This is a genomic window from Amycolatopsis sp. NPDC051061 (assembly GCF_040682935.1).
Lineage (GTDB): Bacteria > Actinomycetota > Actinomycetes > Mycobacteriales > Pseudonocardiaceae > Amycolatopsis.
In genome coordinates this window covers 1-12812 of sequence record NZ_JBFBBZ010000028.1, presented here as the reverse complement: position 1 = coordinate 12812, position 12812 = coordinate 1, and the positions used below count along the sequence as shown (strand labels likewise).

11 protein-coding genes and 1 tRNA gene are annotated in these 12812 nt (G+C 72.6%); 5 read left to right on the top strand and 7 right to left on the bottom strand.

Features of this window, described 5'->3' with window-relative positions; translation table 11 throughout:
* Entirely contained in the window at positions 1–1791 is a 1791-nt protein-coding gene (locus AB0N03_RS32285; RefSeq protein ID WP_364379452.1) for a complex I subunit 5 family protein, read from the top strand.
* Between the two features lie 92 nt (positions 1792–1883).
* Positions 1884–2066 (top strand): CsbD family protein, encoded by a 183-nt coding sequence (locus tag AB0N03_RS32280; protein ID WP_364379449.1) that lies wholly within the window; start codon positions 1884–1886, stop codon positions 2064–2066.
* 55 nt (positions 2067–2121) lie between these two features.
* On the opposite strand, the gene nrfD is transcribed toward AB0N03_RS32280, so the two are convergent.
* The 6 genes from nrfD to AB0N03_RS32250 all read right to left on the bottom strand — a co-directional run bounded on the left by nrfD (position 2122) and on the right by AB0N03_RS32250 (position 10389).
* Entirely contained in the window at positions 2122–3048 is a 927-nt protein-coding gene (gene nrfD / locus AB0N03_RS32275; protein ID WP_364379446.1) for an NrfD/PsrC family molybdoenzyme membrane anchor subunit, read from the bottom strand.
* Positions 3045–3899 (bottom strand): 4Fe-4S dicluster domain-containing protein, encoded by an 855-nt coding sequence (locus tag AB0N03_RS32270; RefSeq protein ID WP_364379443.1) that lies wholly within the window; start codon positions 3897–3899, stop codon positions 3045–3047. Before AB0N03_RS32270 ends, nrfD begins: the two co-directional genes overlap by 4 nt.
* A complete protein-coding gene (fdh, locus tag AB0N03_RS32265; protein WP_364379440.1) occupies positions 3892–7119 on the bottom strand; it encodes a formate dehydrogenase in 3228 nt (1075 codons plus the stop codon). Before fdh ends, AB0N03_RS32270 begins: the two co-directional genes overlap by 8 nt.
* A gap of 177 nt (positions 7120–7296) precedes the next feature.
* The gene (selB, locus tag AB0N03_RS32260; protein WP_364379437.1) at positions 7297–9021 is read right to left on the bottom strand and encodes a selenocysteine-specific translation elongation factor; all 1725 of its coding nucleotides are present in this window, start codon (positions 9019–9021) and stop codon (positions 7297–7299) included.
* Positions 9012–10295: an L-seryl-tRNA(Sec) selenium transferase gene (gene selA / locus AB0N03_RS32255; RefSeq protein ID WP_364379434.1), complete on the bottom strand. Its 1284-nt coding sequence runs from the start codon at positions 10293–10295 to the stop codon at positions 9012–9014. The genes selB and selA overlap by 10 nt, the downstream gene beginning before the upstream one ends.
* A tRNA-Sec gene (locus AB0N03_RS32250) sits at positions 10295–10389 on the bottom strand. Before AB0N03_RS32250 ends, selA begins: the two co-directional genes overlap by 1 nt.
* A gap of 54 nt (positions 10390–10443) precedes the next feature.
* Here AB0N03_RS32250 and selD point away from each other — a divergent pair.
* Both selD and AB0N03_RS32240 read left to right on the top strand, forming a co-directional pair.
* Positions 10444–11436, top strand: a complete 993-nt coding sequence (gene selD / locus AB0N03_RS32245; RefSeq protein ID WP_364379431.1) for a selenide, water dikinase SelD — start codon at positions 10444–10446, stop codon at positions 11434–11436.
* Positions 11437–11471: 35 nt separating this feature from the next.
* Complete coding sequence (locus tag AB0N03_RS32240) at positions 11472–11684, top strand: DUF2795 domain-containing protein (protein WP_364379429.1); 213 nt, start codon at positions 11472–11474, stop codon at positions 11682–11684.
* Here AB0N03_RS32240 and AB0N03_RS32235 read toward each other — a convergent pair.
* Positions 11681–11962 carry a ribosomal protein L7/L12 gene (locus AB0N03_RS32235; RefSeq protein ID WP_364379426.1) on the bottom strand — a complete coding sequence of 94 codons (282 nt, stop codon included), beginning with the start codon at positions 11960–11962 and terminating at the stop codon, positions 11681–11683. The two genes, AB0N03_RS32240 and AB0N03_RS32235, sit on opposite strands and share 4 nt — an antisense overlap.
* A gap of 55 nt (positions 11963–12017) precedes the next feature.
* On the opposite strand from AB0N03_RS32235, the gene AB0N03_RS32230 reads away from it, so the two are divergent.
* On the top strand, positions 12018–12584 hold the full coding sequence (locus AB0N03_RS32230; protein WP_364379423.1) for an isochorismatase family protein: 567 nt from the start codon (positions 12018–12020) through the stop codon (positions 12582–12584).
* The last annotated feature ends 228 nt before the right edge of the window (positions 12585–12812 follow it).

The window sequence follows — 12812 nt, the reverse complement described above, 5'->3', positions numbered from 1 at the left end:
ATGACCGCGCTCCCGGCCCTCGTCGTCGCCCTGCCGCTGCTGGCCGCGTGCGTGCTGCTCGGACTGGGCGTGAAGCTGCCGCGGGTGGTGGCCGACGCTATCGCGACGACCGCGGCGCTGGCCGTCACGGTCCTGACCGCGGTGCTGCTCGTGGGCGTCCAGCACGGCCGGGTGGTGAGCTGGCTCGGCGGCCAGCGGCCCGACGGCGCCCGGTCCCTCGGCATCGTCATGGCCGCCGACGGTCTCAACACCACGCTGGCCCTGCTGGCGTCGTTCCTGACGACGTGCGCGCTCGTCTACAGCTGGCGCTACTTCCAGGCGGTCGAAGCCCGCTACCACGCGATGATGCTGCTGTTCCTCACCGGCATGCTCGGCTTCCTGCTCACCGGGGACCTGTTCACCCTGTTCGTCTTCTTCGAGCTGATGAGCGGCGTCGCCTACGCGCTGACCGGGTACCGCGTCGAGGAGGCCGACTCCGTCCAGGGCGCGCTGAACTTCGGCGTCGTGAACTCGCTCGGCGCGTACTTCACGCTGATGGGCATCGGCCTGCTCTACGCGCGCGGCGGGCAGCTCGGGCTGGCCCAGCTCGGCGTCGCCCTCGACGGGAAACCCGCGGACGCGCTGGTGCTCGCCGCGTTCGTGCTCGTCTGCACCGGCCTGCTGGTCAAGGCGGCCGCGGTGCCGTTCCACTTCTGGCTCGCCGACGCGCACGCGGTCGCGCCGACGCCGGTGTGCGTGCTCTTTTCCGGTGTGATGGTCGAACTGGGCGTCTACGGCGTGCTGCGGGTGCGGCGCACGGTGTTCGGCGGCGTGCTCGACGACGGCGCGTTCGCCCGGGTGCTGCTGGTGCTCGGAATCGGCAGCGCGCTGCTCGGCGCCGTCCTGTGCTTCACCCAGCGCCACCTGAAACGGCTGCTGGCCTACTCGACCATCGCGCACACCGGCCTGTTCCTCTGCGGCCTGGCCGCCGCCGACGGCGCGGCCGGCACGGGGTTCGTGCTGGCGGTGGCCGGGCACGCCGGGGCCAAGGCGGCGCTGTTCCTGCTCGTCGGGGTGCTCAAGGACCGCTACGGCAGCGTCGACGAGGACGAGCTGTTCGGCAAGTGCGGGCATTCGCGCCTCGAAGGCGGGCTGTTTGTGCTCGCGGCGCTGGTGCTGGCCGGGTTGCCGCCGTTCGGCGTCGCGTTCGGCAACGACGTCGCGGAACACGCGCTCGAGCACACCGGGTACGGCTGGCTGGTGGCGGTGTCCGTGGTCGTCACGGCGGTGACGGCGGCCGCGGTGCTGCGCGCCGGCCTGGGTGTCTACTTCGGACTGGGTCGGCCCCCGCGCCGGGACGACGGCGAGCGGACCGACGGGACCGACGAAGAGCCCGAGACGGGCGGCCGCATCGAGCGCACCCCGGCGACGATGACCGGCGCGATCGTCGCGGTGCTGGCCACCGCACTCGCCGTCCCCTGGCTGCGAGGAGCCGCCGTCACGGCCGGGCGCCAGGAAGCGGACCGCGCCGGGTACCTGCACGACGTCCTGCCCGCCGCCGGGTCACCCGGGTCGCTGCCACCGGCGACGGCGGAGTGGACGTCGTCCGGGCTGCTGTTCAGCGGGATCACGGTGCTGCTGGCCCTCGGCATCGCCGCAGCGGCCCTCTGGCCGCACCGGCTCCCGTCCTGGCCGCGGCCGGTCCGGGCGGCCCTCGATGTCCTGCACCGCGGCCATTCGGGCCACGTCGGGGACTACGTCGCGTGGCTCCTCGTGGGGGTGACGGTCCTCACGGCGCTCGTCCGGTTGTGATGTGTACGCGCCCGGCAAGTGGGTAATCGAGGGTCAAGGCCCTTTTGGCGACTGGCCGAACCGGAAATGTCGCCATGACGGAAGGTGCACCCATGAACGACAAGATCGAGAACAAGGGCGAAGAGCTCAAGGGCCGGGCGAAGGAAACCGTCGGCGACGCCACGGGCAACGAGCAGTGGCAGGCCGAGGGCAAGTCCGACCAGGCCAAGGGCTCGCTCAAGCAGGCCGGCGAGAAGATCAAGGACGCCGTCAAGGGCGTCAAGGACAAGGACTGATCCGTAGTCCTGCCGCTGCCGCACCCCGGAACCCGGGGTGCGGCAGTTTCTTGTCTCAGCGCCCTTCGGACCGGCGTTCGAGCCGCTCCCGCTGCGGGATCACCACGTACTTTGGGTCCTTTGTGGACTCCACTCCCGCCGCGTAGACGCCGAACCGCGTGCACAGTCCGGAAGCCAGGTAAGCCGCTCCCGCCAGGACACTCGCCGCCCGGTTTCGCCGCGCCAGCAGGGAAAGACCCGCCCCGGCCGCCGTCAGTGCCTTCGCCGCCTTCAGCAGCTTACCCGCGCGGCCCGTCCGGTACGGCTCCGACACCAGGCCCAGCCCGGTCTCCAGGTGGTGTTCGGCCACCAGCTCCGCGACCGCCCCCACCAGACCGGCCCGGACCGCCGGGCCGACCTCGCCGGCCGGAACCGCCAGCAGGGCCGCACCCGCGCCGCTCGTCAGCGCGCTGCCCGCGAACAGCACCGGAAGCGTGCCGTGGGCCTCGTGCCACGACGGCGTCGCCGTGTCCGCCAGCAGGACCGCCGTGTACGTGCACATCGCCGGACCGAGCACGCCCGCGGCCGCCCCCGCCAGCCGGCCGATCCGCGGCAGGCGCCCGGTCACCTCGGACGCCGCCGCCACCGCGGCCAGCCCGGAGAACGGCGAGAGGATCCAGGATCCCACCGACAGCGGCGACGTCGGCTTCAGCACCCGCAGCATGTGCAGGAACCGCGTCGGCTTCCCCAGGTCGTGGACCAGCGCCCCGACGCTCGCGATCGACCCGCCGGATGCGACCAGCTTGCCGACGCGGGCCAGGCCCGGGCGCCCGGTGACGTCGGCGAGCGCCGCCAGCATGGCCGACGTGCCCGCCGCGCCGCCGAGGAACAGGTACAGCGGGACGTCCGGCTGCTTCCAGGCCGGCTCCTTGAGGATCGGCCGGCCGTAGTAGGACTTGAATTCGGCGGGCTCGACCATCGTCCGTTCACGGCGCGGGCTCATCGACGCCGTCCCAGGAACGACGCCGCGACCGCCACGGCCACGCCGGCCGCCGTCACCGCGGCCCGCTTCCACATCGCGGGCAGGTCCCGGGTCGTGACCACCGGGTCCGGCGGCAGCCCGTAGACCTCGGGTTCGTCCAGCAGCAGGAAGAACGCGCCGTCGCCGCCGACGCCGTCGTCCGGGTCACGGCCGTAGAGCCGGGCCTCCGGCACGCCCGAGTCGTGCAGCGTCTTCACCCGCTCGTCGGCGCGTTCGCGCAGCTCGTCCAGCTCGCCGAACTGGATGGAGTCGGTCGGGCACGCCTTGGCGCACGCCGGTTCCATGCCCGCGCCGAGCCGGTCGTAGCAGAGCGTGCACTTGAAGGCGCGGCCGTCACTTTCGCGTTTCTCGATGACGCCGTAGGGGCACGCCGGGACGCAGTAGCCGCAGCCGTTGCAGATGTCCTGCTGCACGACGACGGTGCCGAACTCGGTGCGGAACAGCGAGCCGGTCGGGCAGACGTCGAGGCAGGCGGCGTGGGTGCAGTGCTTGCAGACGTCGCTCGACATCAGCCAGCGCACGCCGGGGTCGTCCTGGCCCGGCGCGCCGACGTCCGGCATCCCGAGGTCCACTGTGGACTCGGTGGGCTCAGTGGATTCGACCGGCTTCGGCTGCTCGACGAAAGCCACGTGCCGCCAGGTGTTCGAACCCAGCGCGCCGGTGTTGTCGTAGGACATGCCCAGGAGGTCGAGCCCGCCCGATTCGGGCACGCCGTTCCACTCCTTGCACGCCACTTCGCAGGCCTTGCAGCCGATGCACACCGACGTGTCGGTGAAGAACCCCATCCGGGGCTGGGTGCCGTAGTCAGCCATCGGCTCGCTTCCGGTACTCGGCCACGAACTCCGGCAGCGCGGCGCCGCGCGGGCGTCGTCCCGGCCGGATGTCGCAGGTGGCCGCCTTGGATTCCTGGATGTGCACGTTCGGGTCCATCACGATGGAGAGGAGGTCGTTGGCCGCGTCGCCGCGGGACAGGCCGTTCGGGCCCCAGTGATACGGCAGGCCGATCTGGTGGATCGTCCGGCCGCGGACCTTCAGCGGCTTCACGCGGTCGGTCACGAGGACGCGGGCCTCGATCGCCGTCCGCGCGGAGACGATCGTCGCCCAGCCGCCGTTCTCGAGGCCGCGTTCGGCGGCCAGGGCCGGGGAGACCTCGCAGAAGAACTCCGGCTGCAGCTCCGACAGGTACGGCAGCGTCCGGCTCATCCCGCCGGCCGTGTGGTGCTCGGTGAGCCGGTAGGTGGTGAACACGTACGGGTAGACCGCGCTCCGCGCCGGGTTGTACGGGTTCGACGGGCTCTCGAGGGTCTGCCGCGTCGGCGACTCCTGCTGGCTGTACAGGGCGTTCTCCACCGGGCTCTCGAACGGCTCGTAGTGCGCCGGCAGCGGGCCGTCGGCCAGGCCCGCCGGGACGTAGAGCCACGCCTTGCCGTCGGTCTGCATGATGAACGGGTCCCGCCCGCCGAGCGCGTCCTGTGCCTTCGCCCCCTCGGGCGGCACGTGGTCCGGCGCCTTGGTCGGCTCGAAGTCCGGGACGTCCGGGCCGACCCACTTGCCCTGCTCGGCGTCCCAGCTGAGCAGCTTCTTCCGCTCGCTCCACGGCTTCCCGTCCGGGTCGGCCGACGCGCGGTTGTAGAGGATCCGCCGGTTCGCCGGCCACGCCCAGGCCCAGCCCTTCGCGACCCAGTCCTGCTCGCTGCCCGGCTGCCGGTTCGCGGCCTGGTTCTTCCCGTCGGCACGGACACCGCAGTAGATCCAGCAACCGCACGCGGTCGACCCGTCGTCCTTCAGCTGCGTGTACGCCGACAGCGGGCCGTCCGGGCCGTGGCCGTTGATCTCGGCGAGCACGGATTCGGCGCTGGGGTCGTCGGTCTCGCCTTCGACCGGGTAGTTCCAGGTGAGGTCGCGGATCGGCGCGTCCCGCGGGTCGTCGCCGATCCGTTCCCGGATGATCCGGCCCAGGTGGTAGTAGAACCACAGGTCGCTGCGGGCGTCGCCGGGCGGCTCGACGGCCTTGTGGTGCCACTGCAGGAGCCGCTGGGTGTTGGTGAAGCTGCCGTCCTTCTCGGTGTGCGCGGCGGCGGGCAGGAAGAAGACCTCCGTGCCGATCTCGTCCGGCTTCAGCTCGCCGGTCTCGATCTCGGGGCCGTCCTTCCAGAACGTGGCGCTCTCGATCATCTGCAGGTCGCGGACGACCAGCCAGTCGAGGTTCGCCAGGCCGAGCCGCTGGAACTTGCCGTTGGCCGAGCCGACCGCCGGGTTCTCCCCGACCAGGAAGTACCCCTTGCACTCCCCCTCGATCTGCTTCTGCACGGTCGCGTACGTGCCGTGGTCGCCGGTCAGCCGCGGCAGGTAGCCGAACCGGAAGTCGTTGTGCGGCTGCGCCGACTCGCCCCAGTACGACTTGAGCAGGCTGACCGTGTACGAGCGCATGTTGCCCCAGAACCCGGTCTTGCCGGCGTCGGCCGCGACGAACTCGTCGAGGCTCTGGTGCTGGTGCGCGTGCGGCATCGGGATGTAGCCGGGCAGCAGGTTGAACAGCGTCGGGATGTCGGTGGAGCCCTGGATGCTGGCGTGGCCGCGCAGCGCGAGGATGCCGCCGCCGGGCCGGCCGATGTTGCCGAGCAGCGTCTGCAGGATCGACGCCGTGCGGATGTACTGCGCGCCGACCGTGTGGTGCGTCCAGCCGACCGAGTACACCCACGCCGTCGTCCGGTCGCGGCCGGAGTTCGCGGTGACCGCCTCGGCGATCTCGGTGAACTGCTCGACCGGCAGGCCGCAGACGTCGGCGACCATCTCCGGCGTGTACCGGGCGAAGTGACGCTTGAGCACCTGGAAGACGCACCGCGGGTGCTGCAGGGTCTCGTCGGTCTTCGGCTTGGCACCGACCGCCGCTCCGCCGCTGCCGTAGGTGTCGGCCCGGGCTGTGCTCTGGTGGCCTTCGCCGCCGTGCTGGCTCTCCGAGCCGGGCTCGCCCGGCTGCTCGGGGTCGGTCGACCCGGCCGCCGGCACCGTCGCCGCGCCTTCGTACTCCCACGTCGTCATGTCGTACTGGCGGCGCTCGGGGTCGTAGCCCGAGAAGACGCCGTCGAGGTCTTCGGTGTCTCCGAAGTCCTCACGCAGGATGGCGGCCGCGTTCGTGTAGGCGAGCACGTACTCCCGGAAGTCCTTTTCTTCGGACAGGACGTAGTTGATCAGGCCGCCGAGGAACGCGATGTCCGTCCCGGCGCGCAACGCCGCGTGGACGTGCGAAACCGCGCTGGTGCGGGTGAACCGCGGGTCGACGTGGATGATCTTCGCGCCGCGGGCCTTCGCCTCCATCACCCACTGGAACCCGACCGGGTGGCACTCGGCCATGTTCGAGCCCTGGATGACGATGCAGTCGGCGTTGGCGAGGTCCTGCTGGAACGTCGTGGCGCCTCCACGACCGAAGGAGGTCCCCAGACCGGGAACCGTGGCGGAGTGTCAAATACGAGCCTGGTTTTCGATCTGTATCGCGCCGAGCGCGGTGTACAGCTTCTTCATCAGGTAGTTCTCTTCGTTGTCCAGCGTCGCGCCGCCCAGGCTGGCGAAGCCGAGCGTGCGGTTGAGCTTGCGACCCTGGTCGTCGGCGTCCTGCCACGTCTCGTCGCGGGTCTTGAGGACCCGGTCGGCGATCATGTCCATCGCCCGGTCGAGGGGCAGGCGCTCCCAGTCGGTGCCGTACGGGCGGCGGTAGAGGACTTCGGTGACCCGGCTCGGGCTGGTCACGAGCTGCTTGCTGGCCGACCCCTTCGGGCACAGCCGGCCGCGGGAGATGGGCGAGTCGGGATCGCCTTCGATCTGCGTGACGCGGCCGTCCTTGACGTAGACCTTCTGGCCACAGCCGACGGCGCAGTACGGGCAGATCGACTTGACCACCTTGTCGGCGTCTTCGGTGCGGGCGTGCCAGTTTTCCGAACCATCCGATTTGGCCGCCGCCGCGCGCGCCGTCCGGTCGGGACCGGTCAGCTGCCGGTACACCGGCCAGCCTTCGATCCACTTCCGGACGCTCATACCTGGCACGGTAGTAGCGATACCCGCGAAACGCAGGTTCAACCACCCGTGCGGCGGCTGCTGGTCCGCGACGTCATGAAAGAGTCGTTCACCGCGCCGGACGACATGAACGACCCTTTCATGTCGTTCCAGCCGGGAGCGACCCCGGCCCGGGCCCGACGAGATGCCGCGAATGAGTCATTCGCGACGGTCCGGCATCCGGCGGGTTCCGTCGCCGAGGGGCTCCGTCAAGCCGGCCGCGTCGAGGCGTTCCAGCAGCGGGATCATCACCCGGCGCGTGCTGTCCAGCGCCCGCCGGGCCTCCGAAACCGTGAACGGCTGGGGCAGCCCGCGCAGCTCGGCGACCGCTCGCTCGGGTGCGTCCGGCCCCAGCACCACGCCGTCGGCCACCGCCGTCAGCCGGCCGAGGCGGACGGCCGCCGCCAGCTCGCGGCGGCCCAGGCCCAGCTCCCGCAGCTCGTCGGCCTCCGGGGCGCGGAACGGGTGCTCGGCCAGCTTCTTCGCCACCGTCTCCAGGGCCTTCTCGACGGCCGGGGCGAGGCCCGCGCCGGGTCGCCGGACGAGCCCGCCCGCCACCTCGAACCCGCTACCCGCCAGCAGCGGGCCGACCAGGTCCGCGGCGGGCAAGTCGAGCCGCTGCCGCAGCGCCTCCACCGGCATGCCCGCGGCGAGGGCGTCCCAGGCCCGCACGATCGCCGCGGCCTCGACGCGCAGCTCGGCGAACCGCGGCGGGTCGACGCGCCAGCCGCTCACCCGGTCGCCCGTCTCGGGCAGGCCCATCGCCGCGAAGTCCGCGGCCGGCACGAAACCGTGGCGACGCAGGTAAGTCCGAGCGAGGTCGGGCGAGGCCAGCTCAGCGCCCCGCGCCCGCGCCGCGCCACGGCGGCCCAATGACGGCGGCCGGACGTCCAGGACGTCGAACCCGGCGGCGATCCGGTGCTCGCCGGGGTCGCGCAGCAGACCGCGATCGCCGACGCGCAGGGGCAGCGCGGACGCCGTCGTGAGGCGTGCGGTGTCCGTCCCCAGTGGACGGACGCGCACCGGGACCGCCGCGGTACCGAAGTGCAGCACCAGGTTCCGGTGGACGTCCGCGGCGCGCAGCCGGACGTCGAACTCGGCCGTCGCGTGCCACCGGCCCGGCGTGAGCAGGACATCGCCGCGGCCGACGCCGGCGCGCGCGGTACCGCGCAGGTTCACCGCCACCCGGGCCACGGCCGTCACCCGATCGTGCGGCTCGCCGAGCGCCTGCAGGCCGCGGACCTTCACCCGCGCGTCCCCGAGCAGCAGCTCGTCGCCGACGGCGATCGTCCCCGCGGCGAGGGTGCCCGTGACGACCGTGCCCGCCCCCGAAACGGTGAACGCCCGGTCGATCCACAACCGCACGTCGGCGCCGGGGTCGGGCGCCGGCAGACCACCGGTCAGCGCGGCGATCGCCGCGCGCAGCGAGTCGAAGCCCGCGCCGGTGGTCCCGCTGACGGCGACGCTCGGCACGGCTCCCAGCGACGTCTCGCCGATCTCGTGCAAGGCGGCTTCGGTCGCGGCCGCCGGATCGGCCCGGTCGGCCTTGGTGACGACCAGCAGACCGCGCCGGACGCCGAACGCGTCGAGCGCGGCGAGGTGCTCGGCCGACTGCGGCATCCAGCCCTCGTCGGCCGCGACCACGAACAGCACCGCCGGCGCGGGTCCGGCGCCGGCCAGCATGTTCGGCACGAACCGTTCGTGGCCCGGCACGTCCACGAACGCGACGTCCTCGCCGCCGATCCGCGTCCAGGCGAACCCGAGGTCGATGGTGAGCCCGCGGCGGCGCTCCTCGGCCCACCGGTCCGGCTCCATCCCGGTCAGCCGGCGGACCAGCGTGGACTTCCCGTGGTCGACGTGCCCGGCGGTGACGATCACCCGCATCGGCGGACGGCTTCCAGGAGCTTCGCGTCCTCTTCCGGCCGCACGGTCCGCAGGTCGAGCAGGCACCGGTCCCGCTCGACCCGGCCGACGACCGCGGGCTCGCCCGTCCGCAGCGCGACGGCGTACCGCGCGGGCAAGCTCACCGCGACACTGGGCAGTTCGACGCCGGGTGCTCCCCCGCCGCCGACGGCCGCGGTGGCCGAGACCACCCGGGCGTCGACGCCGTCCAGCGCCCCGACCAGGGCCTCCGCCCGCTCTCGGAGACGCGGGACGGACGCGTCGAGAGCGGCGCGCACCGGCGGCCGCGGCCCGCGAAGGGTCGCTTCGAGCGCGGCGAGGGTCAGCTTGTCGACGCGCAACGCCCGTGCGGCGGGGTGCCGCCGCAACCGTTCGACGACGTCCGCGGCGCCGAACAGCAGGCCGGCCTGCGGGCCGCCGAGCAGCTTGTCGCCGCTGGCCGTGACGACCGTGGCGCCCGCCCGCAGCGCGCTCGCGGCGTCCGGCTCGTCCGGTAGGAGCGGGTGGGGGGCCAGCAGGCCGGACCCGATGTCGGCGACCACGGGCACCCCGAGGCCGGCCAGCTCGCCGAGCGTCGCTTCCGACGTGAAGCCGGTGACCCGGTAGTTCGACGGGTGCACCTTCAGCACGAACCCGGTGTCCGGGCCGAGGGCGCCGGCGTAGTCCCGGATGGACGTCCGGTTCGTCGTGCCGACCTCGCGGAGCCGGGCGCCGGTCGAGGCCAGGAGGTCGGGGATGCGGAAGCCGTCGCCGATCTCGACCAGCTCGCCCCGGCTGACCACGATCTCCCGGCCCGGGGCCAGCGCGAGCGCGCAGAGCAGCAGGGCGGCCGCGTTGTTGTTGACGACGTGCACGCCCCCGGCGTCCGGGACGGCGGCGGCCAGCGCCGCGAGGGCGCCCCGCCCGCGCCGCGCCCGCTCGCCGGTCGCCAGGTCGAACTCGACGTCGGTGGCGCCGCCGGCCGCGACCAGGGCGTCGAGCGCGGCCGGCGACAGCGGGGCCCGGCCGAGGTTGGTGTGCACGACGACGCCGGTCGCGTTGACCACCGGCCGCAGCGACGCGGCGCTCGCCGGGAGCCGCGCGAGCACGACGTCGACGACGTCGGCCGGGCCGATCTCCCCGGCCCGCGCGGCCTTTTGCACGTCGGTGACGACGGATTTGACCAGGTCCCGGCCGAGTGTCTCGGCTGCCTTGGCGATCCGGGGCTCGGCCAGCACCGCGTCGGTCCGCGGGATCGCGCGGCGGGGGTCAGGCATGGCGGAGGCGGACGGGAATCGAACCCGCCAACGACAGGACCTGCCGTTCACCGGTTTTGAAGACCGTGCCGGTCACCAGGCCGGATACGCCTCCCTGCACCATGCGGCCATCCTGCCAAGGTTGCGCCCGGCGGGCACGATGAACAGCGTGGAATTCCGACTTACGCAGTTCGCGCACGGCGGTGGCTGTGCGTGCAAGATCCCGCCCGGCGAGCTGGAGGAGGCCGTCCGCGGCCTCACCGGCAGCTCCCCCACCGACCCGGCCGGCGAGCTGCTCGTCGGCCTCGACACCGGTGACGACGCGGCCGTCGTCCGGATCTCGGGCTCGACCGCGCTCATCGCGACCACCGACTTCTTCACCCCGGTCGTCGACGACGCCTACGACTGGGGGCGGATCGCCGCGGCCAACGCGCTTTCCGACGTCTACGCCATGGGTGGCACGCCGGTGGTGGCGGTCAACCTGCTCGGCTGGCCGCGGGAGACGCTGCCGTTCGAGCTGGCGGGCGAGGTGCTGCGCGGCGGCCTCGACGTCTGCGGCAAGGCGGGCTGCCACCTGGCCGGCGGGCACAGCATCGACGACCCGGAGCCGAAGTACGGGCTGGCCGTCACCGGCGTCGCGGATCCCGCGCGGCTGCTGCGCAACGACGCCGGCCGCGCGGGCGTGCCGCTGACGTTGACCAAGCCGCTCGGCGTCGGCGTGCTGAACTCGCGGCACAAGGCCACCGGCGAACGGTTCGCGCAGGCGATCGACGTCATGACGACGTTGAACGACGACGCTGCCCGCGCCGCACTCGCCGCCGGGGCCGTCTGCGCCACCGACGTCACCGGCTTCGGCCTGCTCGGCCACCTGCACAAGCTGGCCAGGGCCAGCGGCGTCACGGCCCGCCTGGACCCGGCGGCCGTGCCCTACCTGGACGGCGCGCGCGAGGCCCTGCGCGACGGGTACGTCAGCGGCGGCACGCGCCGCAACCTCGACTGGGTGCGCCCGCACGTCGACCTGTCCCGGATCTCCGAGGACGAGGCGTTGCTGCTGGCCGACGCGCAGACGTCCGGCGGATTGCTGGTCGCCGGGGAGCTGCCGGGCCACCCGGTGATCGGGGAGCTCGTGCCGCGCGGGGACCACACGATCGTCGTAGGCTGAGTTTTCGGGCCGTTCGCGGCGGGTACGCGAGGATCATGCCTGCACCGGACCGTTCCAGCCTCGAACAGCACCTGGCCGAGACCGAATACCCGTGCGACCGCGCGGAGCTCCTGCGGTGCGCGGCCGCGGCCGGCGGCGGCGACTCCGTGCTCGGCTCGCTCGGCGGCCTGCCCCACGGCGACCGCTACGACGACTTCGACTCCGTGTGGGAAGCGGTGTCGGCGAAGCACGTCGGCGGGGCGCCCTAAGCGAGCCGCTCCACGGCGTCGCGCGCTTCCTTGAGGTCCGCGCCCGTGTTCTCGCGGTAGGCCTTGATCGCCTGGATCTTCTTGCCGTCGCGCAGCAGGGCGGTGACCTCGGCGAGCCCCGGCTCTTCGACGGTCACGCCGAGCTGAGCGACGATGGCGTCCAGCTTCCGTTCCATCCGCTCGAGCCGGCGGCTGAGCCTGCGTTCGGTGGCCGACGAGCCCAAGCCGACGACCACGACGAGCAGGACGACCCCGAGCAGCAGCATCCCGTAGTCCATGGCGGGTCATGCTACGTCGCGGAAACTGTCGGTGCCCGCGTTTAGGGTGGGCGGCATGACGACATTGACCGATCGCCCGAACACCGCTCTGCTGATCGTCGACGTGCAGAACGGCGTGATGAAGGGGGCTCACGACCGTTCGGCCGTCCTCGCGAACCTCGTCGCCTTGGTCGAAAAGGCGCGTTCGGGCGGGGCCGAGGTGGTGTGGGTGCAGCACACGAGCGAGGAGCTCCCCCGCGGGAGCGAGGTGTGGGAGTACGTGCCGGAGCTGGCGCGCCGCGAGCCGGAACCGTTGGTGCACAAGGCTTACGGCGACTCGTTCGAGGACACCGACCTGGAGGCGGTGCTGGCGGCGCGCGGCATCGGCAAGCTGGTGGTGGCGGGAGCCCAGACGGACGCGTGCATCAGGTCCACCCTCCACGGCGCGATCACCCGCGGCTACGACGCGACATTGGTGGCCGACGCGCACACAACGGAGGATTTGTCGGCGTACGGGAATCCGGAGCCGGGCGCGGTCATCGCGCACACGAACCTGTATTGGCAGTTCCACACGGCGCCGGGCCGGACGGCGGGGACGGTGCAGACCTCGGAGGTGGAGTTCGGGGTGACGGCACCGGCTTGAGCCGCGCCGGGGGCGGGGGCAGAGCAGGGCGGGGCGGTGGTCCAGTGGGGCGCGCACCGCTGTGGATGACATGAACGACTCGGCCATGTCATCGGACGACAGGGCCCCGGCAACGTCGCGTTTGCCGGGCGGGACGTCATGAAAGACATCCCAGGAGCGTAGATGTCAAGCGGCGACGTTCTCGGCGTGATGCGACCAGGCAGTGTGTTCGTCGTAGGCGATGCCGGT